25 protein-coding genes are annotated in these 24,610 nt (G+C 71.6%); 5 read left to right on the top strand and 20 right to left on the bottom strand.

What is annotated here, in order from left to right:
* Window positions 1-72: 72 nt before the first annotated feature.
* From metK to pyrR, 14 genes are all read right to left on the bottom strand, one after another.
* Window positions 73-1,260 (bottom strand): methionine adenosyltransferase, encoded by a 1,188-nt coding sequence (gene metK / locus FLW16_RS01305; RefSeq protein ID WP_142556710.1) that lies wholly within the window; start codon window positions 1,258-1,260, stop codon window positions 73-75.
* A gap of 186 nt (window positions 1,261-1,446) precedes the next feature.
* Window positions 1,447-1,815 (bottom strand): hypothetical protein, encoded by a 369-nt coding sequence (locus FLW16_RS01300; RefSeq protein WP_142556708.1) that lies wholly within the window; start codon window positions 1,813-1,815, stop codon window positions 1,447-1,449.
* 66 nt (window positions 1,816-1,881) lie between these two features.
* Window positions 1,882-3,159 carry a bifunctional phosphopantothenoylcysteine decarboxylase/phosphopantothenate--cysteine ligase CoaBC gene (coaBC, locus tag FLW16_RS01295; RefSeq protein ID WP_142556706.1) on the bottom strand — a complete coding sequence of 426 codons (1,278 nt, stop codon included), beginning with the start codon at window positions 3,157-3,159 and terminating at the stop codon, window positions 1,882-1,884.
* Window positions 3,160-3,174: 15 nt separating this feature from the next.
* Complete coding sequence (rpoZ, locus tag FLW16_RS01290) at window positions 3,175-3,438, bottom strand: DNA-directed RNA polymerase subunit omega (protein ID WP_030508986.1); 264 nt, start codon at window positions 3,436-3,438, stop codon at window positions 3,175-3,177.
* A 13-nt stretch (window positions 3,439-3,451) separates the two neighbouring features.
* Window positions 3,452-4,012 carry a guanylate kinase gene (gene gmk, locus FLW16_RS01285; RefSeq protein ID WP_142556704.1) on the bottom strand — a complete coding sequence of 187 codons (561 nt, stop codon included), beginning with the start codon at window positions 4,010-4,012 and terminating at the stop codon, window positions 3,452-3,454.
* Window positions 4,013-4,134: 122 nt separating this feature from the next.
* Window positions 4,135-4,458: an integration host factor, actinobacterial type gene (mihF, locus tag FLW16_RS01280; RefSeq protein WP_030450375.1), complete on the bottom strand. Its 324-nt coding sequence runs from the start codon at window positions 4,456-4,458 to the stop codon at window positions 4,135-4,137.
* Window positions 4,459-4,677: 219 nt separating this feature from the next.
* Complete coding sequence (gene pyrF / locus FLW16_RS01275; protein WP_142556702.1) at window positions 4,678-5,376, bottom strand: orotidine-5'-phosphate decarboxylase; 699 nt, start codon at window positions 5,374-5,376, stop codon at window positions 4,678-4,680.
* Window positions 5,373-6,347 carry a dihydroorotate dehydrogenase gene (locus FLW16_RS01270; RefSeq protein ID WP_142556700.1) on the bottom strand — a complete coding sequence of 325 codons (975 nt, stop codon included), beginning with the start codon at window positions 6,345-6,347 and terminating at the stop codon, window positions 5,373-5,375. Before FLW16_RS01270 ends, pyrF begins: the two co-directional genes overlap by 4 nt.
* A 21-nt stretch (window positions 6,348-6,368) precedes the next feature.
* Window positions 6,369-7,226 (bottom strand): dihydroorotate dehydrogenase electron transfer subunit, encoded by an 858-nt coding sequence (locus tag FLW16_RS01265; RefSeq protein WP_142556698.1) that lies wholly within the window; start codon window positions 7,224-7,226, stop codon window positions 6,369-6,371.
* A gap of 73 nt (window positions 7,227-7,299) precedes the next feature.
* Window positions 7,300-10,578, bottom strand: a complete 3,279-nt coding sequence (gene carB / locus FLW16_RS01260; protein WP_142556696.1) for a carbamoyl-phosphate synthase large subunit — start codon at window positions 10,576-10,578, stop codon at window positions 7,300-7,302.
* Window positions 10,571-11,686 (bottom strand): glutamine-hydrolyzing carbamoyl-phosphate synthase small subunit, encoded by a 1,116-nt coding sequence (gene carA / locus FLW16_RS01255; protein ID WP_142556694.1) that lies wholly within the window; start codon window positions 11,684-11,686, stop codon window positions 10,571-10,573. Before carA ends, carB begins: the two co-directional genes overlap by 8 nt.
* Window positions 11,683-12,984, bottom strand: coding sequence for a dihydroorotase (locus FLW16_RS01250; RefSeq protein WP_142556691.1), 1,302 nt, complete (start codon window positions 12,982-12,984; stop codon window positions 11,683-11,685). The genes carA and FLW16_RS01250 overlap by 4 nt, the downstream gene beginning before the upstream one ends.
* Before the next feature lie 26 nt (window positions 12,985-13,010).
* Complete coding sequence (locus FLW16_RS01245) at window positions 13,011-13,946, bottom strand: aspartate carbamoyltransferase catalytic subunit (protein ID WP_142556689.1); 936 nt, start codon at window positions 13,944-13,946, stop codon at window positions 13,011-13,013.
* The gene (gene pyrR, locus FLW16_RS01240) at window positions 13,943-14,500 is read right to left on the bottom strand and encodes a bifunctional pyr operon transcriptional regulator/uracil phosphoribosyltransferase PyrR (RefSeq protein ID WP_142556687.1); all 558 of its coding nucleotides are present in this window, start codon (window positions 14,498-14,500) and stop codon (window positions 13,943-13,945) included. The genes FLW16_RS01245 and pyrR overlap by 4 nt, the downstream gene beginning before the upstream one ends.
* Before the next feature lie 499 nt (window positions 14,501-14,999).
* Between pyrR and FLW16_RS01235 the strand changes: the two genes are divergently transcribed.
* Both FLW16_RS01235 and FLW16_RS01230 read left to right on the top strand, forming a co-directional pair.
* Window positions 15,000-15,494, top strand: coding sequence for a transcriptional regulator (locus FLW16_RS01235; protein ID WP_030508976.1), 495 nt, complete (start codon window positions 15,000-15,002; stop codon window positions 15,492-15,494).
* A gap of 128 nt (window positions 15,495-15,622) precedes the next feature.
* The gene (locus tag FLW16_RS01230) at window positions 15,623-16,867 is read left to right on the top strand and encodes an arginine deiminase (RefSeq protein WP_142556685.1); all 1,245 of its coding nucleotides are present in this window, start codon (window positions 15,623-15,625) and stop codon (window positions 16,865-16,867) included.
* 105 nt (window positions 16,868-16,972) lie between these two features.
* Here FLW16_RS01230 and FLW16_RS01225 read toward each other — a convergent pair whose 3' ends face one another.
* Window positions 16,973-17,410 (bottom strand): SAV_6107 family HEPN domain-containing protein, encoded by a 438-nt coding sequence (locus FLW16_RS01225; RefSeq protein ID WP_142556683.1) that lies wholly within the window; start codon window positions 17,408-17,410, stop codon window positions 16,973-16,975.
* A 404-nt stretch (window positions 17,411-17,814) separates the two neighbouring features.
* Entirely contained in the window at window positions 17,815-18,702 is an 888-nt protein-coding gene (locus FLW16_RS01220; protein WP_260614753.1) for a L,D-transpeptidase family protein, read from the bottom strand.
* A gap of 126 nt (window positions 18,703-18,828) precedes the next feature.
* On the opposite strand from FLW16_RS01220, the gene FLW16_RS01215 reads away from it, so the two are divergent.
* Together FLW16_RS01215 and FLW16_RS01210 are read left to right on the top strand one after the other, a co-directional pair.
* Window positions 18,829-19,305: a YbaK/EbsC family protein gene (locus FLW16_RS01215; RefSeq protein WP_142556678.1), complete on the top strand. Its 477-nt coding sequence runs from the start codon at window positions 18,829-18,831 to the stop codon at window positions 19,303-19,305.
* Window positions 19,306-19,349: 44 nt separating this feature from the next.
* Complete coding sequence (locus FLW16_RS01210; RefSeq protein ID WP_142556676.1) at window positions 19,350-19,919, top strand: GNAT family N-acetyltransferase; 570 nt, start codon at window positions 19,350-19,352, stop codon at window positions 19,917-19,919.
* A 14-nt stretch (window positions 19,920-19,933) separates the two neighbouring features.
* Here FLW16_RS01210 and metF read toward each other — a convergent pair whose 3' ends face one another.
* Window positions 19,934-20,863, bottom strand: coding sequence for a methylenetetrahydrofolate reductase [NAD(P)H] (gene metF, locus FLW16_RS01205; protein ID WP_142556674.1), 930 nt, complete (start codon window positions 20,861-20,863; stop codon window positions 19,934-19,936).
* A 140-nt stretch (window positions 20,864-21,003) separates the two neighbouring features.
* Here metF and FLW16_RS01200 point away from each other — a divergent pair, with 140 nt between their 5' ends.
* A complete protein-coding gene (locus tag FLW16_RS01200; RefSeq protein WP_142556673.1) occupies window positions 21,004-22,071 on the top strand; it encodes a polyprenyl synthetase family protein in 1,068 nt (355 codons plus the stop codon).
* A 99-nt stretch (window positions 22,072-22,170) separates the two neighbouring features.
* Here FLW16_RS01200 and thiE read toward each other — a convergent pair whose 3' ends face one another.
* From thiE to FLW16_RS01185, 3 genes are read right to left on the bottom strand one after another with little or no spacing between them, the layout of a single operon-like run.
* Entirely contained in the window at window positions 22,171-22,824 is a 654-nt protein-coding gene (thiE, locus tag FLW16_RS01195) for a thiamine phosphate synthase (protein WP_396684644.1), read from the bottom strand.
* Between the two features lie 28 nt (window positions 22,825-22,852).
* The gene (locus tag FLW16_RS01190; RefSeq protein ID WP_142556671.1) at window positions 22,853-23,227 is read right to left on the bottom strand and encodes an Rv2175c family DNA-binding protein; all 375 of its coding nucleotides are present in this window, start codon (window positions 23,225-23,227) and stop codon (window positions 22,853-22,855) included.
* 43 nt (window positions 23,228-23,270) lie between these two features.
* Window positions 23,271-24,449: an NAD(P)/FAD-dependent oxidoreductase gene (locus FLW16_RS01185; protein ID WP_142556669.1), complete on the bottom strand. Its 1,179-nt coding sequence runs from the start codon at window positions 24,447-24,449 to the stop codon at window positions 23,271-23,273.
* Window positions 24,450-24,610 lie beyond the last annotated feature (161 nt).

Genomic DNA, 24,610 nt, shown 5'->3' with positions numbered 1-24,610 from the left:
GCAGGCGGCGCCCGCCGTCAGGGGCGGGCGCCGCCCGGAGCGACGATGATCGCGGTGCTCTTCAGACGCAGGTCACAGACCCGCGGCCTTACGCAGGGCGTCGGCCCGGTCCGTGGACTCCCAGGAGAAGCCCTCACGGCCGAAGTGGCCGTAGGCGGCGGTCTCGGAGTAGATCGGGCGCAGCAGGTCGAGGTCGCGGATGATCGCGGCAGGACGCAGGTCGAAGACCTGGAGCACCGCCTCCTGGATCACGTCGACCGGCGCCTTCTCGGTGCCGAACGTCTCGACGAACAGGCCGACCGGCTGGGCCTTGCCGATGGCGTAGGCGACCTGGACCTCGCAGCGGTCTGCCAGGCCGGCCGCGACGACGTTCTTGGCGACCCAGCGCATGGCGTAGGCGGCCGAGCGGTCGACCTTGGACGGGTCCTTGCCGGAGAAGGCGCCGCCGCCGTGGCGGGCCATGCCGCCGTAGGTGTCGATGATGATCTTGCGGCCGGTGAGCCCGGCGTCGCCCATGGGCCCGCCGATCTCGAAGCGGCCGGTCGGGTTGACCAGCAGGCGGTAGCCCTCGGTCTCGATCTCCAGGTCGGCCAGCACCGGCTCGACCACGTGCTCACGGATGTCGGGCGTCAGCATCTCCCGCAGGTCGATCTCCGGAGCGTGCTGCGTGGAGACGACCACGGTGTCGAGGCGGACGGGCCGGTCACCGTCGTACTCGATGGTGACCTGGGTCTTGCCGTCCGGGCGCAGGTAGGGAACCGTGCCGTTCTTCCGCACCTCGGACAGGCGCCGGGCCATCCGGTGCGCGAGCTGGATCGGCAGCGGCATCAGCTCGGGGGTCTCACGGCAGGCGTAGCCGAACATGAGGCCCTGGTCGCCCGCGCCCTGACGGTCGAAGTCGTCGGCACCCTCGCCCTCGCGGTGCTCGTAGGCGTCGTCCACGCCCTGCGCGATGTCCGGCGACTGCGCTCCGATGGACACCGACACGCCACAGGAGGCGCCGTCGAAGCCCTTGTGGGAGGCGTCATAGCCGATCTCGAGGATCTTCTCGCGGATCAGGGCGGGGATGTCGACATAGGTCTCCGTCGTCACCTCGCCGGCGACGTGGACCTGGCCAGTAGTGATCAGCGTCTCGACGGCGACCCGGCTCTTGGGGTCGTCCTTGAGCATGGCGTCGAGAATCGCGTCACTGATCTGGTCGGCGATCTTGTCCGGGTGGCCCTCGGTGACCGACTCGGAGGTGAACAGGCGACGGGACAACTCAGGGCTCCTCATGCAGCGGCTGCTGACGTCCATGAGTGACCGGCGGTAGAGCCCAGCCCCACCGCGGCCACTCGATGCTCACGCGAGTCTAGCCCTAGGCGCTGCGGAGCCGCGAAGCCATCCGGGTTCGGGTCGCCGCGTCGGTCGCCCGCGGGATCGCCTGCCCCGCTCGCGGACGGCGCGTCAGAGGTCGGGCAGGGGATCTCTGGGCAGGTCACCGGGCGAGAACGCCTCCGCGTCCGCCGCCGCCACCACGGCGGCGTACTCGTCGTCGACCTCCAGGGTCATGCCGCCGATCTCGATGTGGGGCCCCGCCCCGAACTCGACCGGCCCGAGACGGGTGCGGCGGGGGTATCGCGCCCACACCCCTGACGGCTCGTCCCTGCTGAACATCTTGGTGGACAGCAGGGTGATGGACCGGTCCGTCACCACGACGAGGAAACCGATCGTGGCGGGAGGCGGCAGGGCCACCGCGGGAAACACGTAGCGGATGTCCTCGCCGGGGCCGAGCATCGCCCGGCAGCGCTCCCTGATCGTGGCGGACACCGGCATGGCGATCGCTCCCTCGACGCACGAGCTGTGGGGGGGGCGGGCGCCCGCGCCGGCACCACGCGAAGGTCAGGCGAGACGCTGCGCCACCAAGTCCCACACTACGTCGGCGAGATCCTCTTTGGGACCCCTCGGAATCTCCACGGACCCGCCCTCCGCCGTGAGGACGACGGCGGCGTTGTCCGGCGTGCCGAACGCCAGGTTCTCCCCGACCTGGTTCACCACGAGCAGGTCGCAGCCCTTGCGCTCCAGCTTGGCCCGGCCGTTGGCCAGGACGTCGTCGGTCTCCGCCGCGAATCCCACGATCACCCGGGGACGCGGCCCGTCCGCTCCGGACTCCTTCGGGGCGCCCGGCCCGTCGCCTGCCTCACGCCCGCCGCCCGCCGCCGCGGCGTACGCCTCCCGCCTGGCCCGGCGGACCTCACCCAGCTCAGCCAGGATGTCCGGATTTTTCACCAGATGGATTGGGTCGGGCTCGGCGGACGACTTCTTGATCTTCGTGTCGCTCTGCCGTACGGGCCGGAAGTCCGCGACCGCGGCGGCCATCACGACCGCGTCGGCGTGCTCGGCCGCCGCGAGGACCGCGTCGCGCAGCTGCCGCGCCGACTCCACCCGCACGACCTTCGCGCCCGCGGGATCGGGCAGCGTCACGTTCGCCGCCACGAGTGTGACCTCCGCGCCCCGGGCGACGGCCGTACGGGCGAGGGCGTAGCCCTGCAGCCCGGAAGACCGGTTGCCGATGAAGCGCACGGGGTCGATCGCCTCGCGGGTGCCGCCGGCGGACACGACGACGTGCCGCCCGGCCAGGTCCTCGCGCCGGCCCGCCAGCACACGGCGGCACACCTCGAAGATCTCGGCGGGGTCGGGCAGCCGTCCGGGACCGGTGTCGGCGCCGGTGAGCCTGCCGACGGCGGGCTCGATCACGATCGCGCCGCGCTCGCGCAGCGTCGCCACGTTCGCCCGCGTGGCCGGGTGCTCCCACATCTCGGTGTGCATCGCGGGCGCGAACACCACCGGGCAGCGCGCCGTGAGCAGGGTGTTGGTGAGCAGGTCGTTGGCCATGCCGTGCGCGGCGCGGGCCAGCACGTCCGCCGTCGCCGGGGCGACGACCACCAGATCGGCGGACTGCCCGATGCGCACGTGCGGCACCTCGTGCACCGACTCCCACACCTCGGTGGTCACCGGATTGCCCGACAGCGCCGCCCAGGTCGGCTCGCCCACGAACCGCAGAGCGTCCCGGGTCGGCACGACGCGCACGTCATGACCCGACTCGGTGAACAGGCGGAGCAGCTCGCAGGACTTGTAGACCGCGATGCCGGCGCTCACGCCCAGCACGACAGACGTCATCGACGGAGGCGGTGCTCAGCCCTCGATGGGCTCAGAGGTGAGCAGGCCCTCGGAGACCTCGCGCAGGGCGATGGACAGCGGCTTCTCCTGGGCGTGGGTCTCCACGAGGGGCCCCACGTACTCCAGCAGGCCCTCGCCGAGCTGGGAGTAGTAGGCGTTGATCTGGCGCGCCCGCTTCGCACCCATGATCACAAGGCTGTACTTGCTGTCGACGATGTCGAGAAGCGCGTCGATCGACGGGTTGGTGATGCCTTCCGCGTAGGCGGAGCTGCTTGCCACGTCAGTGATTCCCCTAGCTAGGTGAGTTTCCCATCAAGGTTATCAGCCGGTGGCACACGCCCTTGACGGACGTGTTGACGATCGTGAGATCGAACTCCTTCTCCGCCGCCAGCTCGATCCGGCCCGCCTCCAGACGGCGGGCGATCACATCGGGAGGCTCGGTGCCGCGGCCGCGCAGCCGCCGCTCCAGCTCCTCCCAGCTCGGCGGGGCCAGGAACACCAGCAGGGCATCGGGCATCGTCGTACGCACCTGCCTGGCGCCCTGCAGGTCGATCTCCAGCAGAGTGGGGACGCCTGCCGCCAGCTTCTCCAGCACCGGCCGCCTCGGCGTGCCGTACCGGTTGCCGGCGAACTCGGCCCACTCCAGAAGCTCGCCGGAGGCGACGAGCTCGTCGAACTCGTCGTTGCCGGCGAAGAAGTACTCCACGCCGTGCCGCTCCCCCGGACGGGGCTTCCGGGTTGTCACCGAGACCGACAGCCACACCTCAGGGTGGGACCGCCGGAGCTCGGCGACGACCGTGGACTTCCCCACACCCGACGGACCGGACAGGACCGTCAGGCGCGGGCGAGGCATGGAGTCACCGCCGGGCGTCCTGATTCCGCTGGTCGCGACTGCCTCGTGGGCCCGATCTCCAGCGGACCGGGACGTGTCGGTCACTCCGTACCCCCGTGAAACTCGCTCGTACGCCGCCGAGATCAGCTCTCGGCGCCGCCGAACTCGCGCTCCAGGGAGGCGCGCTGGTTGGCGCCGAGACCCCGCACGCGGCGGGATTCGGCGATACCAAGGCGCTCCATGAGCTGCTTGGCGCGGACCTTGCCGACGCCAGGGAGCGACTCCAGCAGAGCCGAGACCTTCATCTTGCCGATGACGTCGTCGGTCTGCCCATCCTTCAGCACCTCAGCCAGAGAAACCGCGCCGTGCTTGAGCCGGTTCTTGACCTCGGCACGCTCCTTGCGTGCCTTGGCAGCCTTCTCAAGAGCTGCGGCGCGCTGCTCGGGGGTCAGGGGAGGAAGAGCCACGCCGGGTCACCTCGAATTTCTTGTCGATGTACTCGGACGGGAGGGGAAACTAGCTGGTCTTGGCCGTAACGGCAACGTCAAGGGCGGTTTCTCGGACTACAAAATTGATTTTACTACTTTTGGTATTGGAAAAGTCACTCTTCGTAGATCAAAACCGCCTCAGCAGGCCCGGAGCGGGATGACGCATGGTGACGGCGCCGGAGGCCGCCCTGCGCCCGCTCAGGGGCTCACGCGGCGCAGCGCGGCGGCGATCCCGGCGGCCGCCGCGCCCGGGTCGGGCGCCCCGGTGATGGGCCGTCCGATCACGAGGAGGTCGGCCCCGTTGGCGATCGCGTCCTCCGGAGTGGCCACCCGCGCCTGGTCCTGGGTGTCGGCGCCGGCGGGCCGCACGCCGGGGGTGATCAATGTCACGTCCGGGCCGACCTCCGCGCGTACGGCGGCGACCTCCCTGGGCGAGCAGACGAGGGCCTGGGCGCCCGCCCCGACGGCCACGGCGGCCATACGGCGCGCGACGTCCGCAGGGGGTCCCTGGATACCGATTTCGCGGAGATCGGCCTCAGAAAGCGACGTCAGGAGCGTCACGGCCGCGATCTGGGTGTTGGGAGCCCCCTCGACGGCCGCTCTGACCATCGCGGGGCCCCCCGCGGCGTGCACGGTGAGGTATGTCGGCTTGAGCCGGGCGACCGCACGGGCGGCGGCGCCGACGGTGTTCGGGATGTCGTGCAGCTTGAGGTCCAGGAAGACCTGCACGCCGCTCGCGCCGCGCACCGAGGCGATCACGTCGGGCCCGTACCGCAGGTAGAGCTCCAGCCCCACCTTCACCGTGGAGACGTGCGGGGTGACCAGGCCGGCCCAGCGGGCCGCGGTCTCCAGGTCGGGCGCGTCCAGGGCGACGGCGATGGGAGCGGGCGTGGTCAAAGCGAACTCTCCTCGAGATCTGTTCTGGTTCGTGGTTGCGCGCCCGCCGGGCGGTGGGCCAGGCCCACGGCGTCGGCGAGCCGGTCGAACCCGCGCTCCTGCAGAAGCTCCTCAAGCTCCCTCAGGACGCGCGGGCAGGCGTAGGGGTCGTGGAACAGGGCCGTGCCCACCGCGACGGCGCAGGCGCCCGCCAGGACGAGCTCAAGGGCGTCCCTGCCGGTCGAGACGCCGCCCATGCCGATGATCGGCACTCCCGGCAGCGCCGCGTGGACCTGCCACACGCAGCGCACCGCCAGGGGCCGTACGGCGGGGCCGGACAGGCCGCCGGTGCCCGCCGCGAGCGAGGGGCGCATCGTGTCCACGTCGATGCTCATCCCGACCGGGGTGTTGATCATGGCGAGGGCGTCGGCGCCGCCGTCCACGCACGCGCGTGCGACCGCGACGACGTCCGCCACGTCAGGGGACAGCTTGGCGATCACCGGCACCTCGTACGGTGTGGCCGCGCGCACCGAGGCCACGACCTCCGCCGCGGCGGCCCCGTCGCGGGCGAACACCCTGCCGCGGTCCTCGACGTTCGGGCACGACAGGTTGATCTCCACGGCGGTGATGCCGTCGACGCCGGCCAGGCGCCGCGCCAGCGCGGTGTACTCGGTCACGGTGCCGCCGCCGATCGACACGACCGTGCGCGCCCCCCGCTCGGCCAGCCAGGGCAGCTCGCGCTCCAGGAACGCCTCGACGCCGGGCCCCTGCAGGCCCACGGCGTTCAGCAGCCCGGAGGGGGTCTCGGCCATCCGCGGCGTCGGCCGTCCCGCGCGGGGGGCCATGGTGATCGACCGGGTGACGAACGCGCCCAGCCGGTGGACGTCGGAGAACTGGGCCAGCTCGCGGCCGGTCCCGCCGCAGCCCGAGGCGGTCAGCACCGGGTTGGGCAGCTCCACATGGGCCAGGTAGGTCCGCAGGTCGGCGGTCACGGCCGCCTCCCCCGCCCCGGCTCAGACATGCCGTCCGCCGGGCGCGCCGAGCGCGTCGAACGGGATCGTCCCGACGTCGTCGAACCGCACCCGCTCCCCCCGGAACACCGGCCCCTCGGTGCAGGCGCGGACCATGCGGGTCACGCCGTCGTCGCCGATGACCGGCACCACGCACGTCATGCAGACGCCGATGCCGCAGGCCATGGACTCCTCCACGGCCACCTGCACGGGGATGCCGAGCTCGACGGCGACCGCCGTGACGCCGCGCAGCGTCTCCATCGGCCCGCACGCGTAGACCGCGTCGGCCCGCGCGTCGGCGATCACGCCGGGCAGCACGTCGGTCACCTTGCCGCGCATGCCCAGCGAGCCGTCCTCGGTCGTCAGCGTGGTCGTCTCACCCATCCGTCGGGCCCGCAGCGCCCCGAAGACCCGGTCGGCCGACGGCGCCCCCAGCACGAAGTCGATGCGGCAGCCCCGCTGCTGCAGCGCGTCCCCCAGCGCGAACAGCGGCGCCGCGCCGTGCTCGTCGCCGACCAGCACGCAGGTGCAGGGGTCGCGGGGCAGGGGGAAGGGACGGCCGAGCGGGCCGACCAGGTCGAGCGTGTCGCGCGCCCGCAGGTCGGCGAGCCAGGCCGTCCCGGCACCGCGCACGCCGAAGACGAGCTCCACCGTGCCACCGTAGTCCGGCTTCACGTCGTGGATCGTGAAGGCCCGCCGGGTGAGCATCGAGGAGTCGCGGCCCCCGACGGCGACCGTGACGAAGTGGCCGGGCCGGAACCGGTCGGCGATGCCCGGCGCGACGACGGTGAGCGCATGGTAGGCGTCCACGCGGCGCGTCGTCAGCACCGTGCCCGTGACCTGAACCGGACTGCCGGCCACTCCCTGCTCCCTGTTCCTGGCGCTCGCTCCGCTCGCGCGGATACGAGCGCCCAAGCCCTCCGCGTGTCCCGGGCTAGTCTCGCAGCCTCCTGGCGTGTTCCTGGAGGGAACACACGTCGATGTCGCCTCTGACGATGTGCTGGATGCCCTGTACGGCGGCGGCCAGTCCCTGGACGGTCGTGATGCAGGCGATTCCGCGGTTCACGGCGGCGGTGCGGATCTCGTACCCGTCCAGGCGCGGCCCCGACTGGCCGGGGCTGCTGAACGGAGTGTTCACGATGAGGTCCACCTCCCCGTCGAGGATGCGCCGCACGATCGTCGACTCGCCGTCGGGACCGACGCCGTCGCTGTGCTTGCGCACGATCTTGGCACGCACGCCGTTGCGGCGCAGCACCTCGGCGGTGCCCTCCGTGGCCAGGATCTCGAAGCCGAGGTCCGCGAGCGCCTTCACGGGGAAGATCATGGCCCGCTTGTCCTTGTTCGCGACCGAGACGAACGCCCGTCCCTTGGTCGGCAGCGCGCCGTAGGCCGCCGACTGCGACTTGGCGAAGGCCGTGCCGAAGAACTCGTCGATGCCCATGACCTCGCCGGTCGAGCGCATCTCCGGCCCGAGGACGGTGTCCACGCCGCGGAACCGGTTGAACGGCAGCACCGCCTCCTTGACCGCGACCGGCGCGTCCATCGGCAGCGTGCCGCCGTCGTAGTCGGCCGGCAGCATGCCCTCGGCGCGCAGCTCGGCGATCGTCGCGCCCAGCATCAGCCGCGCCGCCGCCTTGGCCAGCGGCACCGCCGTGGCCTTGGACACGAACGGCACCGTACGGCTGGCCCTGGGGTTGGCCTCCAGGACGTACAGGACGTTGGAGGCCATCGCGTACTGGACGTTCAGCAGGCCGCGCACGCCCACGCCGCGGGCGATGGCCTCGGTGGCCGCGCGGATCCGCTTGATGTCGAAGCCGCCCAGCGTGATCGGCGGCAGCGCGCACGCCGAGTCGCCGGAGTGGATGCCGGCCTCCTCGATGTGCTCCATGACGCCGCCGAGGTACAGCTCCTCGCCGTCGAACAGCGCGTCCACGTCGATCTCGATGGCGTCGTCGAGGAACCGGTCGATCAGCACCGGGTGCTCGGAGGCCGCCTTCGCCATGTACGCCCCGAGGGTGTCCTCGTCGTACACGATCGCCATGCCGGCGCCGCCGAGCACGTACGACGGCCGCACGAGCACCGGGTAGCCGATCTCCTCGGCGACCGCCCGCGCCTCCTCCACGGTCGTCGCGGTGCCGTGCCTGGGCGCGGGCAGCCCGGCCTCGGCGAGGACCTGCCCGAACGCGCCCCGGTCCTCGGCGAGGTGGATCGACTCGGGCGAGGTGCCGACCACGGGCACCCCCGCGTCCTTGAGCGCCTGGGCGAGCCCGAGCGGCGTCTGGCCGCCGAGCTGCACGATGACGCCGGCGACCGGCCCGGTCTCCTGCTCGGCGTGCACGACCTCCAGGACGTCCTCCAGGGTGAGCGGCTCGAAGTAGAGCCGGTCGGAGGTGTCGTAGTCGGTCGAGACGGTCTCGGGGTTGCAGTTGACCATCACGGTCTCGTAGCCGGCCTTGGCCAGCTCGAACGACGCGTGCACGCAGGCGTAGTCGAACTCGATGCCCTGGCCGATGCGGTTGGGACCGCTGCCCAGGATGATCACCTTGGGCCGGTCCCCCACCGGCACCTCGTTCTCCTCGTCGTACGTCGAGTAGAGGTACGGCGTGCGCGCGGCGAACTCGGCGGCGCAGGTGTCCACGGTGTTGTAGACGGGCCTGACGCCGAACTCGTGGCGCTTGGCCCGCACCTCGGGCTCCGGCACGCCCAGGATCTCGGCGATCTGCGCGTCGCTGAAGCCGTGCCGCTTGGCCAGGTCGAGGGTGGGCCGGTCGAGCCCGGTGATCGACCGGGCGACCTCGTCGATCGCGAAGAGCTGGTCGACGAACCACGGGTCCACCGAGGTGGCCTCGTGGACCTGCTCGGGGGTCGCGCCCGCCCTGATGGCCTGCTGCATGGTGCGCAGCCGCCCGTCGTGCGGCCTGCGGCAGGCCTCCAGGAGCTCGTCCAGGTCGCCGGGCTCGCCCGCCCAGCTGAACGACGACCCCTTCTTCTCCAGCGACCGCAGCGCCTTCTGCAGCGCCTCGGGGAAGGAGCGGCCGATCGCCATCGCCTCGCCGACCGACTTCATGTGGGTGGTCAGCGTCTGGTCGGCCCCGGCGAACTTCTCGAACGCGAACCTCGGCACCTTGACCACGATGTAGTCGAGCGAAGGCTCGAACGACGCCGGGGTCTCCTTGGTGATGTCGTTGGGGATCTCGTCCAGGGTGTAGCCGATCGCGAGCTTGGCGGCGATCTTGGCGATCGGGAAGCCGGTGGCCTTGGACGCCAGCGCCGACGACCGCGACACGCGCGGGTTCATCTCGATGACGATCATCCGGCCGGTCTCGGGGTCGACCGCGAACTGGATGTTGCAGCCGCCGGTGTCCACGCCGACCTCGCGGATGACCGCGATCGCGACGTCGCGCATGTTCTGGTACTCGCGGTCGGTCAGCGTCAGCGCGGGCGCCACCGTCACGCTGTCGCCGGTGTGGACGCCCATCGGGTCGATGTTCTCGATGGAGCACACGATGACCACGTTGTCGTTGCGGTCCCGCATGACCTCCAGCTCGTACTCCTTCCAGCCGAGGATCGACTCCTCCAGGAGCACCTCGGTGGTCGGGGACGCGTCGAGGCCGGCGCCGGCGATGCGGCGCAGCTCCTGCTCGTCGTGGGCGAAGCCGGAGCCCGCGCCGCCCATGGTGAAGCTCGGGCGGACGACGAGCGGGTAGCCCAGCTCGCCGGCCGCGCTCAGGCATTCGTCCATGGTGTGGCAGATCAGGCTGCGCGCCGACTCGGCGTTGAGGCCGTGCTCGGCGGCGACCTTGGCGACGATCTCCTTGAACCGCTCGCGGTTCTCCCCCGCCTGGATGGCGTCGATGTCGGCGCCGATCAGCTCGACGCCGTACTTGTCGAGCACGCCCGCCTCGTGCAGCGCCACGGCGGTGTTGAGCGCCGTCTGGCCGCCCAGCGTGGGCAGCAGCGCGTCGGGCCGCTCCTTGGCGATGATCTTCTCGACGATGTCCGGCGTGATCGGCTCGACGTAGGTGGCGTCGGCGAACTCCGGGTCCGTCATGATCGTGGCGGGGTTGCTGTTGACGAGGATGACCCGGAATCCCTCGCTGCGCAGGACGCGGCAGGCCTGGGTGCCGGAGTAGTCGAACTCGCACGCCTGTCCGATGACGATCGGGCCGGAGCCGATCACCATGACGGACCTGATGTCCGTACGCTTAGGCACCCTTGGCCCCCTTCTTGTCCATCAGCTCGCAGAACTCGTCGAACAGGTACGCGGCGTCGTGCGGGCCGGCGGCCGCCTCGGGGTGGTATTGCACGCTGAACGCGGGGCGGTCCAGCAGGCGCAGCCCCTCCACGCAGTCGTCGTTGAGGTTGACGTGGCTCACCTCGGCCGCGCCGTACGGGGTCTCGAAGGGCCCGTCGAGCGGCGCGCGCACGGCGAAGCCGTGGTTGTGCGCGGAGATCTCGACCTTGCCGGTCCTGCGGTCCTGCACCGGCTGGTTCACTCCGCGGTGGCCGTACCGCAGCTTGTATGTGCCGAGGCCGAGCGCCCGGCCGAGGATCTGGTTGCCGAAGCAGATGCCGAAGAACGGCACGCTCTCGTCCAGCACCTCGCGCAGGGACTCGACCGCGTACCCGGCCGCGGCGGGGTCGCCAGGGCCGTTGGAGAAGAAGACGCCGTCGGGGTCGAGGGCGAGGATGTCGGCCGCCTTGGCGGTCGCCGGCAGCACGTGCACCTCGCAGCCCCGCTCGGACATCCGCTGCGGGGTCATGGCCTTGATACCGAGGTCGACCGCGGCGACGGTGAAGCGCTTGCGCCCGACCGCCGGCACGACGTACGGCTCGGCCGTGCTGACCTCGCGGGCCAGGTCGGCGCCCTCCATGCCGGGCGAGCGCCGCACCCGCTCGACCAGGTCGGCGATCTCGCCGCCCTCGCTGAAGATGCCCGCGCGCATCGCGCCGCGCTCGCGCAGGTGGCGGGTGAGGGCGCGGGTGCCGGGCATCGCGATGCCGACCACGCCCTGGTCGCGCAGGTAGTCGTCGAGCGTCCTGCGGGAGCGCCAGTTCGACGGGATCCGGGACGGCTCGCGCACCACGTAGCCCGCGACCCAGACCCTGCGGGACTCGGGGTCCTCGTCGTTGACACCGGTGTTGCCGATGTGCGGGGCGGTCATCGCGACGATCTGGCGGTGGTAGGAGGGGTCGGTGAGCGTCTCCTGATAGCCGGTCATGCCGGTGTTGAAGACCATCTCGCCGAACGTCTCGCCCACGGCGCCGTACGGCGTTCCCTCGAAGACGCGTCCGTCCTCGAGCACGAGCAGGGCTGTCATACGAGCTTCCCTTCGAGAACGGTGGGGCGGCCGCGCAGGAACGTGGCGACGACGCGGCCGGGCAGGGTCAGACCCTCGTAGGGGGTGTTGCGGCTCTTCGACGCCATCGCGGCAGGGTCGACGGGCTGCCGGACCGACGGGTCGTACAGCGTGACGTTGCCGGGGGCGCCGGGCTCGATCGGGCGGCCGTGCCCGGCCAGGCGGCCGATCGCGGCCGGCCGCGCGGACATGCGGTCGGCGACGCCGGCCCAGTCGAGCAGCCCGGTCTCGACCATGGCCTCCTGGACCACGGACAGGGCGGTCTCCAGGCCGATCATGCCCATGGCCGCCGCGGCCCACTCGGTCTCCTTGTCCTCGACCGGGTGGGGCGCGTGGTCGGTGGCCACGCAGTCGATCGTGCCGTCGGCCAGCGCCTCGCGCAGCGCCCGCACGTCCTCGTCGGTGCGCAGCGGCGGGTTCACCTTGTAGATCGGGTTGTACGGCCCGAGCGGCGACCTCTCCGCGCAGGAGTCGGTCAGCAGCAGGTGGTGGGGGGTGACCTCGGCGGTCACGTCCCAGCCCTTCGACTTGGCCCAGCGGATGATCTCGACGGAGCCCGCGGTGGAGACGTGGCAGACGTGCAGCCGGGAGCCGACGTGCGCGGCCAGCAGGCAGTCGCGCGCGATGATCGCCTCCTCGGCGACCGCCGGCCAGCCGGTCAGCCCGAGCCTGGCCGACACCTCGCCCTCGTTGAGCTGGGCGCCCTCGGTCAGCCTGGGCTCCTGGGCGTGCTGGGCCACGACGCCGTCGAACGCCTTGACGTACTCCAGCGCCCGGCGCATCAGCACGGCGTCGGACACGCACTTGCCGTCGTCGGAGAAGACCCGCACGCGGGCCGCGGAGTCGGCCATCGCGCCGAGCTCGGCGAGCTGGCGGCCCTCGAGGCCGGAGGTCACGGCGCCCACGGGCTGCACGTCGCAGTGGCCGTACTCCTGGCCGAGCCGCCAGACCTGTTCCACCACGCCGGCGGTGTCGGCCACCGGGGAGGTGTTGGCCATGGCGTGGACGGCGGTGTACCCGCCCCGCGCCGCGGCCTGGGTGCCGGTCTCGACGGTCTCCGCGTCCTCCCGGCCGGGCTCGCGCAGGTGGGTGTGCAGGTCCACCAGGCCGGGCAGGGCGACCAGCCCGTCGGCGTCGACCGTCTGGTCGGCCTTCGCGCCCGCGAGGTCGCCGGTCTCCGCCACGACGCCGTCGCGCAGCAGGATGTCGCTCGGGGCGCCGCCCAGGATCCGGGCGCCCCTGATGAGGATGGTGGTCACAGTCCCCTCGTGAAGGTCGTACGTGCTCATTCGGCGCCTCCGATCGCGGGCTCGGAACCGCCGAGCAGCAGGTAGAGGACGGCCATCCGGACCGTCACGCCGTTGGCGACCTGCTCGACGATCGTCGAGCGCGGCGAGTCGGCGACCTCCGCGGAGATCTCCATGCCGCGGTTCATCGGGCCGGGGTGCATGACGATGGCGTCGTCGTGCAGGCGGGCGAAGCGGTCGCGGTCGAGGCCGTAGCGGCGGCTGTACTCCCGCGCCGAGGGGAAGTAGGCCGCGTTCATCCGCTCCAGCTGGACCCGCAGCATCATCACGACGTCCGACTTGGGCAGCACGGCGTCGAGGTCGTACGAGATCTGGCAGGGCCAGGTCTCGACCGCCACCGGCAGCAGGGTCGGGGGCGCGACCAGCGTCACCTCCGCGCCGAGCGTGTGCAGCAGCAGCACGTTGGACCGGGCGACCCGGCTGTGCAGCACGTCGCCCACGACGGCGATCTTCAGGCCCTCCAGCCGGCCCAGCCGGCGGCGGATGCTGAAGGCGTCGAGCAGCGCCTGGGTGGGGTGCTCGTGGGTGCCGTCCCCGGCGTTGACCACGCTGCCGCGCACCCAGGTGGCCAGGCGGTGCGGCGCGCCCGAGGCGCTGTGCCGGATCACCACGGCGTCGGCGCCCATGGCCTCCAGGGTGAGCGCGGTGTCCTTCAGCGACTCGCCCTTGGACACGCTCGACCCCTTGGCCGAGAAATTGATCACATCGGCCGACAGGCGCTTGGCCGCGGCCTCGAAGGAGATGCGGGTCCGGGTGGAGTCCTCGAAGAAGAGGTTCACCACCGTGCGGCCGCGCAGCGTCGGCAGCTTCTTGATGGACCGCTGCGAGACCCGCGCCAGCTCCTCGGCCGTGTCGAGGATGAGGAGGGCGTCGTCGCGGGTGAGGTCGCCGGTCGAGATCAGGTGACGCTTCATCGGTCGTCCTCCTTGATGAGCACGACCGCGTCGCGCCCGTCCGTCTCCTCCAGGAAGACCTTGACCTTCTCGCTCTTGGAGGTCGGCAGGTTCTTGCCGACGTAGTCGGCGCGGATCGGCAGCTCCCTGTGGCCGCGGTCGACGAGCGTGGCGAGCTGGACGGCCCTGGGCCTGCCCACGTCGTTCAGCGCGTCGAGCGCGGCGCGCACGGTGCGGCCGGAGAAGAGGACGTCGTCCACGAGGACCACGGTCCTGCCGTCCACGCCGTCCGCGGGCAGCTCGGTGCGGCCGAGCGGGCGCGCGGGCCGCAGGCGCAGGTCGTCGCGGTACATCGTGACGTCGATGGCGCCGACGGGAACCTTGATCCCCTCGAACTGCGCGATGCGCCCGGCGATGCGGTGCGCGAGGGTGGCGCCCCGGGTGGGGATGCCGATCAGGACGACGCTCTCCGCGCCCCTGGTGCGTTCGAGGATCTCGTGCGCGATCCGGGTGAGCGCCCGGTGGATGTCGGGCCCCTCCAGGACGGCGCGGGCCGGATTTCGGGCATCAGACATGAAAAAGTCACCGCCTTTCCCGCCTCACGGGACGGGTCTTAAAAGGGTGTCGGTTCTGCTTAGAGTATCAGGGCCGTCTGCGAACCCCCCTCCCGCCAGGGGTGATGCCCCCGGAGGAGCCGTTCGCCCTCGGCGTGACGAGGACGTGCCGGGGATCTCCGGGGATCTTCGGGGACCCTCCGGTGACGTTCCGGGACGTTCGGGGGCCGGGCGAGGGGTGAGCGAGGGGCGGGCCGGGGATCGGAAGCCGCATCGCGCCGGGTGTCGGTGATTTCGGTGAGAGCACTGTTTGACGCTCTTTTTTCCAATCAGCTTGACCTTTGGGAGTGTCGGCTTTACCGTCACTGTCCGTAACCACAACACGCGACCTTCCTGGGTAAAACCCGACGCAGCGGTCACCGAAGGTGCCGGTCACGGGCACCAGCCCCGGTGTTCGGAACGCTTGGGACAAGGACGCACAATCAAGTGAGAAGAGACATAGAAAGCCGGGGGCCACACGATGCCGTCTGACTACGCCAAGTCGCTGGGCGCGCGCCTGCGCGCTATCCGGACCCAGCAGGGGCTGTCCCTGCACGGTGTGGAAGAGAAGTCCCGCGGACGGTGGAAGGCCGTCGTCGTGGGCTCCTACGAGCGAGGTGACCGCGCGGTGACCGTGCAGAAGCTCGCCGAGCTCGCGGATTTCTACGGAGTGCCGGTGTCGGAGCTTCTTCCGGGCGGAGCCGCCCCCAGCCCGCTTGCGCCCGCTCCCAAGCTGGTCATCGACCTGGAGCGGCTGTCGCAGCTGCCGAAGGACAAGGCCGGCCCGCTTGCCCGTTACGCCGCCACCATTCAGAGCCAGCGGGGCGACTACAACGGCAAGGTGCTGTCCATCCGGCAGGAGGACCTGCGCTCGCTCGCGGTCATCTATGACAAGTCGCCGGTCGAGCTGACCGAGGAGTTCATCCACTGGGGCGTGCTCGACGCGGAGGCCCGCCGCGCCGTCGAGTCCTTCTGACCTCCCGCCCGGTTCGTACGCGGCTCCCCGCACCGATGTCCGCCCTCTCCGGCGTAGTCATGGGCGGCGCCTCCGCAACGGGGAGCCGCCGGTACGAGTGATTCCCGCCACGCGGGGATAGGCAGGACATGACGTTTTACGTGGGCTCCGAGGTGGGCAGGCTTCGCCAGGTCCTGGTCGACATACCCGAACTCGCGCTCAAGCGGCTCACCCCGGGCAACAAGGACAGCCTGCTGTTCGACGACGTGCTGTGGGTGCACCGCGCGCTGGAGGAGCACCGGGAGTGGTGCGAGGTGCTCGCCGGGCGCGGCGTCACGGTGCACCACCTCGGCGACCTCCTGCGGGAGGTGATCGAGATCCCCGACGCGCGCAAGCACATCCTCGACGGCAGCGTCGACGAGCACTGGTTCGGCCCGCTGGCCGCCGACGCGATCCGCAACACGCTCGACGCCCTCGACGCGGACACGCTCGCGCCGCTGCTGACCGGCGGGATCACCAAACGCGAGATCATGGAGCTGGGCTGCGACCCCGGCTCCATCGCCTTCCACACGCTCGGCATGGACGACTTCGTCCTCCCGCCGCTGCCCAACCACCTGTTCGCCCGCGACACCTCCTGCTGGGTGTACGACGGGGTGTCGATCAACGCGATGCGCAAGAAGGCGCGCAGGCGGGAGACCGTCAACTACGAGGCGGTCTACCGATGGCACCCGCTGTTCGCCGCGGGATACGGCAACCCCGACGCCGGCGGGTTCAACGTCTGGTACGAGGGCGTGCGCATGGCCCCGGCCACCATCGAGGGCGGCGACGTCCTGGTGCTCGGCAACGGCGTCGTGCTCGTCGGGGTGAGCGAGCGCACCCAGCCGCAGGCCGTGGAGATGCTGGCGACGAACCTGTTCCGGGCGGGATCGGCGACCCGCATCGTGGCGCTCGACCTGCCCAAGACCCGTGCGTTCATGCACCTCGACACCGTGATGACCAACGTCGACGTGGGCGTGTTCACCAAGTACGCCGGGCTCGGCATGCTCCCGTCGTACACGGTGGAGCCGGGCGACACCGACAAGGAGCTGAAGGTCACCGACCACCCGCCGGAGGACATGCACAAGGCGATCGCCCGGGCCCTCGGCCTTGACGACATCAAGGTCCTCACGCCGACGCAGGACGTGCACGCGGCCGAGCGCGAGCAGTGGGACGACGGCTGCAACGTGCTGGCGCTGGAACCCGGCGTGGTCGTGGCCTACGAGCGCAACACCACGACCAACAACCACCTGCGCAGGCACGGCATCGAGGTGATCACCATCCGGGGCAGCGAGCTCGGCCGCGGACGCGGCGGGCCGCGGTGCATGAGCTGCCCGCTGGAGCGCGACCCCGTCTGATCACCCCGGCGTGCGCCTCGTTCCCCGCATCACGGTGGGCGCCCCGGCTCCTTGCTGCCCCTGCGCGGGTGCTGCGGGGGCCGGGGCCATGGGCGGAGACGGAGGTCAGCCGGCCATGGGCAGGGTGGGGCGGCCGGGCAGGCCGAGGATCGACTCGACCTCGCCGACGAACCTGTCCGCCTCCGCTATGATCTCTTCTGCGTCGTTCTGCGTGACGGCTCGGACCATGCCGGCCTCGGCCGCCGCACGCTTGGTCGCGCTGACCGCGAAGTAGGCCGCCCAGTCCGCGAGCTTGGGCTCGGCCTCCGGCAGCAGCTCCCAGGCGCTGCGCAGCCGCCGCCTGCGGCCGTCCATCGGCCGCGGACGGGCCGCGAGGATCCCGGCGGCCGCACGGAGGGCCGCCAGGTGGGCCGACACGTAGCGGTCCGCGGGGGTGGGCCCGACGGTGGCGTCGGCGAGGCATGCCCTGGCGTCCGCGAGGTGTGCCAGAACCGCCTGCGAGAGCCGGGGCCCGCTCTTCTGGTCGTCGTTCTCCTCAGTCATGCCCGCCTCCTTGAGTCGTGGCACTCCGGCGAAGGTCGCCGGTGACTTCACAGTCGCAGATCGCACCGACAATTTCGCCGGCCGGGAGATCCCGTGAACCGCTCGAGATCGCCCGACGTTTCTCAGGCTCCCGTGGGCGGCCGGACGAGGAGCTTCCCCTCTCCCCGTCCGGCCCACGCCGCGGGCCGTGCCGCATCCGTCTCCGCCGACGACGAAGGCACGAATCCGACGGGGTGGGCGCGAGCCGCGAGTCCCACGCCCACTCCATCGAACATAGATTCGATCATGTCCTCTGTCAAGGCTGTCAACGAATACGTGTTCGAGGACCGCGTTCGAAACGCGGGGCGGAAACGGCGGAGGGGCCCCGCGCGACCACCTCGCGCGGGGCCCCTCCGGGGATGGCGTCAGCGCCTGAAGGCGCCCCTGACGTGCACAGGGACACCCTTGCCGAGCAGGCCCGGCAGGATCTCGGCCACGTTCATGGGCAGCCGCACGCAGCCGTGCGACGCCGGGTAGAGCGGCACCGAGAGCGCGCCGTGAAGCGCGATGCCGCCGTTGAAGAAGATGGGGTTGTAGAGCTGCCCGAGGTAGGACCGGTGCCAGCCCTTGGCCCGCCAGGTGGTCTTGTAGTCGCCGGTCGGCGTGCGGGCGCTGCCGGAGAACCGCTGCCGCTTGCCGTTCCAGGTGGCGTACTCGGTGTAGGGGATGCCGCTGCCGCTGGACATGTGGCTGATCAGCACCGGCACGCCACCCCGGTACAGAACCATCACCTGCTTGGTCAGGTTCACCTCGACGCGGGTGGCCTTGCCCCTGGGCACCAGGACCTTGGGCGCCCGGGGGTTCTCCAGCGCCCTCCAGGTGCGGGCGGCGACCGTGCTGGTCGGCGTGATCCCCTGCACCTTCTGGAACGCCCAGACCGCCGTCAGCGTCGCCCCGCCGTACCGGCCGTCGGCGCTGCCGGGCACGTACCCGAGCTCCTTGAGCCGGGCCTGCAGCGCCTTCACGGCGGAGCCCTTGGCGCCGAGCTTGAGCGTCTTGCCCGGGGCGGTGAACGGCGGATAACCGGTGGCGCGGGCGGGGACGGCGCTCCGCGCCGGGAGCGCCGGGAGCGCGGAGGACGCCCGAAGCGCCGAGGACGCCTGAAGCCCCGGGAGCGCGGTCCCCGCGGTGACCGCCCCCGTCGGCAGGGCGGTGCGCGCCTGCGCCGTGCCGCTCACGCCGGTCGCCGCGAAGGCAGTCGCGAACGTCGCCGCCCCCACCGCGACGAGCAGTCGCCGTCGACCCCTCATCATGACCAACCCCCTCATAAGCCCGTTTCTCGATCAAAGGACTCACCTTACGGTCCGATTGTGAGCCGCGTGATCGTAAGTGGCCATAATCGGCCGCGTATGTCCTGGCAATCCGTTTAGAGTGACCGGGTGGCAGAAAAGTTGCATCCGAACGTCGTCCGGGTCCAGGAGGCCCTGCGGGCCCACTCGGTGGCGGGCGAGGTCGTCGTGCTCGACGAGGCCGCCCCGACGGCCGCCACGGCGGCGGCCCAGCTGGGCTGCGAGGTCGGCGCGATCGCCAACAGCCTGATCTTCGACGCCGACGGCGCGCCGCTGCTGGTGCTGACCAGCGGCGCCCACCGCGTGAACACCGACCTGATCGCGAGGCTCGTGGGGGCGGCGAAGGTGCGGCGGGCCACACCGGAGTTCGTCCGCGAGCACACCGGGCAGCCCATCGGCGGCGTCGCCCCGGTCGGGCACCCCGCGCCCATACGGACGCTGGTGGACACCTGGCTGGGCAAGCACGACGTCGTGTGGGCCGCCGCGGGGCACCCCCACACCGTCTTCCCCACGTCCTACGACGAACTGCTGCGCATCACCGGGGGCACGGCCGCCGAGGTGGAATGACGCCTGCCGGACCGGTCCGGCGGCGTTTTGCTAGTGTGCGACGAGTGATCCAACTGCGACGGGTGGGGCCCGACGAGTTCAGGGCGGTGCTGGACACCGTGCTGGAGATCTACACGGTCGCCATGCGCCCGCCGTCGGACCAGCTCGCGGGCCGCATGGCGATCATGCGTAACCACGCCACCTATCCCGACTTCGACTGCGTGCTCGCGGAGGACACGCAGGCCTCCGGCGTCGCCGGCTTCGCCTACGGCTTCCACGGCGGCCAGGGCCAGTGGTGGCACGACGTCGTACGCGGGGCGCTGCAGGACCGGGCAGGGCCGGTGGTGGCGAACGCCTGGTTCGGCGACGCCCTGGAGATCGCCGAGATCCACGTGCGCCCCGAGTATCAGGGCCAGGGAATCGGCCGGCGACTGATCCACACGCTGTGCGAGGGCCGCCCGGAGCGCACGGCCGTGCTGTCGACGCACGACGCCCCCACCGTGGCCCGGCACCTCTACCGGGACGTCGGGTTCGCCGACCTGATGACCAGGTTCGTCTTCCCAGGCGGTTACGAGGAGTACGTGATCGCCGGGGTGCGCCTGCCGCTGCCCGAGCCCGGCGCCCGCGAAGGCTGACGGGACCGGCCGGCTCAGCCGGCCACGGCGGCGGGCACGCTGTGCAGCGCCTGGAACACCTCGCGGGTCGCGCTCGACCGGTTGAAGGTGATGAAGTGGATGCCGGGCGCGCCCTCGTCGAGAAGCTTCTGGCACAGCTCGACGGCGTGCTCGATGCCGAGACGGCGGACCGCGGCCGGGTCGTCGGCGACGGCCGCGAACCGCTCGGCCACCTCCGGCGGGAACGGCGCGCCGGACAGCTGCTCCGACCGGGCGATCGTGCTCATCTGCGTCACGGGCATGATGCCGGGGATGATCGGGGTGTCGCACCCCTGGGCCGCCACGCGGTCACGCAGCCGCAGGTAGTCCTCCGCCCTGAAGAACATCTGGGTGATGGCGTAGTCCGCGCCGGCCCGGCACTTCTGCACGAAATACCTGGTGTCCGACTCGATGGTCGCCGACCTGGGGTGCTTGTACGGGAAGGCGGCCACCCCCACGCAGAAGTCGCCCGCCTGGCGGATCAGCCGCACCAGCTCCTCGGCGTACAGGACGCCCTCCGGGTGCTTGACCCACTCGTCCAGGGGGTTGCCGCCGCGCGGGTCGCCGCGCACGGCGAGGATGTTGCGCACGCCCGCGTCGGCGAACCTGCCGACGAGGTGGCGCAGCTCGCGGATCGAGTGGTCGACCGCGGTGAAGTGGGCGACGGGGGTCAGCGTCGTCTCGTGCGCCAGCCGCTCGACGATGTCCACCGTGCGGTCACGGGTCGAGCCGCCGGCGCCGTAGGTCACGGAGACGAACGTCGGCCGCAGCGCTTCCAGCTCGCGGATCGCCCGCCACAGCTGGCGCTCCCCCTCGTCGGTCTTCGGCGGCATGAACTCGAACGAGAACGAGCGCTCGCCCGCGGCCAGCAGTTCGCGGACCGTCGGGACGCGATCAGGAAGCCGCGAGGGCAGACCGAGAGCCATACCGGCAAGGGTACAGCGATGGCGGTTTTCACGGCCTCCACGGTCTTGCTATGTGGACATTTGCCCTATCAGAGTGAGTTGGCCCACTTGGAGGGGATCTGCCGATGGGTGCCCGGATCAACCCCGGTTAGTCTCTGAGCATGACCGCTTCCGCCGCCTCGCTCGATTCCATCCGTACGGAGGTGGACCGCGCACTCCGGGAGTTCCTCGACCGGCAGCGACCACACTTCGGTGACCCTCATCTGGCCACCCTGCTGTCCGCCGCGGAGGACTTCCTAGCGGGCGGCAAAAGGCTGCGCCCCGCCTTCTGTCACTGGGGTTGGCGGGCCGCCGGGGGAGGCGACGACCCCGGCCTGCACTTCGCCGCCGCCTCGCTGGAACTCCTGCAGGCCAGCGCGCTCATCCACGACGACGTCATGGACGCGAGCGACGTGCGCCGGGGCATGCCGTCGGCGCACCGCCGGTTCGAACGGATGCACGCCGAGGCGGGCTGGCACGGCTCCGCGCGGCAGTTCGGCGAAGGGACGGCCGTGCTGCTGGGCAACCTGCTGCTGGTGTGGTCCGGGGAGATGTGGCGCACGAGCGGCCTGGCGCCCGAGGCGATCGCCGCCGCCCAGCCGCTGCACGATTACATGCTCACCGAGCTGATGTGCGGGCAGTACCTCGACCTGCTCGAACAGGCGCAGGGCGAGAGCACGTTCGACAGCGCGCTGCGGGTGGCGCTGTACAAGAGCGGCAAATACTCGGTCGAGCAGCCGCTCCGGCTCGGGCTCGTCCTCGCCGCCCGGGCCACGGACGCCTGGATCGACCGCCTCTGCGTGCAGTACGGCCAGCAGGTGGGCATCGCCTTCCAGCTACGCGACGACATCCTCGGCGTGTTCGGCGACCCCGCGGAGACCGGCAAGCCCGCCGGTGACGACCTTCGTGAGGGCAAGCGGACCGTCCTGATCGCGCGTGCGCTCGCCTCGGCCACCCCCGCCCAGGCGGCGGTCGTACGGGCCCTGCTCGGCGACCCCGAGCTGGACGCCGAGGGCGTCGGGCGGCTGCGTAGCGTGATCGAGGAGACCGGCGCGCTCGCCGCGTGCGAAGGCATGATCAAGCGCTACCTCGACGACGCGCTGCACGCCCTCGACCAGGCGCCGATCGAGGAGGAGGCCCGCACGGCACTGGCCGCCCTGGCCGTGGCCGCCACGGCCCGCCGCACCTGACGGGACGCATCGGCCGGGCCTGCGGCGGGACCGGGCCGCCGCCGCCCACTGCCGGGCCGCGTCGCGGGCTGACGGGACGGGCCCGGAGGAGGCGTCCCGTCAGAGCGGTACGGCGGACAGCCGGGCCTTGAGCGCGGCGGCGGCGGCGCCGGGGTCGCCGGCCTCGGTGACGGCCCGGACGACCACGGCGCGGCGCACGCCGTGCGCCATCACCTCGTCGAGGTTGCCCAGGTCGATGCCGCCGATGCCGAACCACGGCCGGTCGGCGCCCAGGCGCGCGGCATGCTCCAGCAGCGCGGGGCCGGGCGCAGGACGGCCGGGCTTGGTGGGCGTGGGCCAGATCGGCCCGCAGCAGAAGTAGTCCACCCCCGGCTCCACGGCCGCGGCCGACGCCTCGGCCACAGAGTGCGTGGACCTGCCGATGAGGACATCGGGACCGAGGATCTCCCGGGCCACCGGGACCGGGAGGTCGTCCTGGCCGAGGTGCAGGATGTCGGGCCGGGCGGCGTAGGCCACATCCGCCCGGTCGTTGACCGCCAGCAGCGCGCCGTGCCTGTCGCAGGCCGCGCGGAAGACCTCCAGCAGGTCCAGTTCCTCGCGCGCCTCCAGGCCCTTCTCCCTGAGCTGGACGATGTCCACCCCGCCGGACAGGACCGCGTCGAGGAACTTCTCCAGGTCGCCGCGGTCCCTCCTGCCGTCAGTGCAGAGGTAGAGCCTGGCCTGCGCGAGCCGCTGTCGCCGGATGTCGTTCACCCGACCACAATGCCACGCGGCCGCGGGGTCAGAAGCCCAGGGCCTGGGCCCTCCGCTTGACCTCGGTGTGCCGGCCCTTCACGATCGCGTCGATCGGGGACCCCGGCAGCGAGTCGTCCGGGGTGAACAGCCACCGGATCGACTCCACCTCGTCATACCCGGCGTCGGACAGGACCGTGAGCGTGCCGGGCAGGCCCTTGAGCACCTCGCCGTCCGCGATGAACACCGCGGGGATCTGCGGCTCGCCGCCGCCCCGCCGGACGCCGACGAGCTTCTTGTCCTTGAGGAGTTGCTTGGCACGGCCGATGCTCAGTGCCAGCTTCTTGGCGGCCTCCGAGAGGGGGAGCCACTCCCCTACGAGCTGGTCGGTCTCCCGGTCGATCTGCGCAACAGTAAGCGTCACGGGTCCACCATTACCACAGGCGAGCTGCCAGGAAACACCTCGATTAGGCCATAATGCAGTCGCGGAGCGGCACGGCCGCATCCGCCACCCGCAGGGAATCGAGCCGCCGGCCACTCTCGATGATCTTTCGGCCCTGCACCACGTCGCGCGGCCGGTCGACGGTGAGCACCGCGGCGAGCCGGTCGTCCGCCGTCAGCCAGCACACCGACCACTTCGCGTCCCTGCGCGGGTCGCCGCGCAGCACCATGCGGTCGCCGGCCTCCCGATGACCGGCGAACTGCACCATGTGACCGAACTGCTCGGACCAGAAGTACGGCACGGGGTCGTAGACCGCCTCCTCGCCCAGCAGGGTGGCGGCGGCCGTGTCGGGAGCCTGGAGCGCGGTGTCCCAATGCTCGACCCGCAGCCGGGTGCGGAACCTGCGCGACCACCAGCTCGCGCAGTCGCCCACCGCGACCACGTTGGGCAGCGACGTGCGCAGGTGCTCGTCGACCACCACCCCGTCGTCGAGCCGCACCGCCGACCCCTTCAGCCAGTCGACGGCCGGGCGCACCCCGACGCCGGTGACGATCACGTCGGCCGGCACCCGGGCGCCGGACATGAGCGTGAGACCGTCGGCGTCCACGGTGCCGACCATCGCGCCGAGGCGCAGCTCGACGCCCGCCCGCGCGTACCAGTCGGTGGTGTGGCTGCCCACGGCGGGCCCGAGCGCCACGGCGAGCGGGCTCTCCCCCGCCTCCACCACGGTCACCGCGCAGCCCGCCCTGGCCGCCGCGGTGGCGACCTCGGCGCCGATCCAGCCGGCCCCGACGACGGCCACGCGGGCGCCGGGGACCAGCAGCTCGCGCAGCGCGAGCGCGTCCTCGATCGTGCGCAGCACGTGCTGGCGGCCCTCGCCGCGCAGGCGGATCGGCGTGGCGCCGGTGGCGATGACCAGGCCGTCGTACTCCAGCTCGCCCTCGGTCGTCTCCAGCACGCCGTCGCGCAGGCCCTTGGCCGCCGTGCCGAGGCACAGCCGTACGTCGAGGGCGTCGAGGTCGGAGTCGACCACGGTGGAGTCGGTCTCTCCGAGCAGCACCGCCTTCGACAGCGGCGGCCGGTCATAGGGGCGATGGTGTTCCTCGCCGATGAGCGTGATGCGGCCGGTGAATCCACCGGCCCTCAACGCCTCGATGCTTCGCACGCCGGCCAGGCCGGCACCCACCACCACGACGTGATCCACAGCTTGACCATAGATTGTCAACGGGGGCCCTGGCCAACGGGCCCCCCATAACGAGTTGGGCAATTGCCGCGCACTTCCGCGGGGGCCCGGGTTGTGAAGTACGCCGGGTCCTCACCGGACGTTCTACCGGACCACGCGCAGCCGGACGTTCGTGGCGTGCG

The sequence above is a fragment of the Microbispora sp. KK1-11 genome, from assembly GCF_006874435.1.
Classification (GTDB): domain Bacteria; phylum Actinomycetota; class Actinomycetes; order Streptosporangiales; family Streptosporangiaceae; genus Microbispora; species Microbispora catharanthi.
This window is presented reverse-complemented; position numbering and strand designations above follow the sequence as displayed.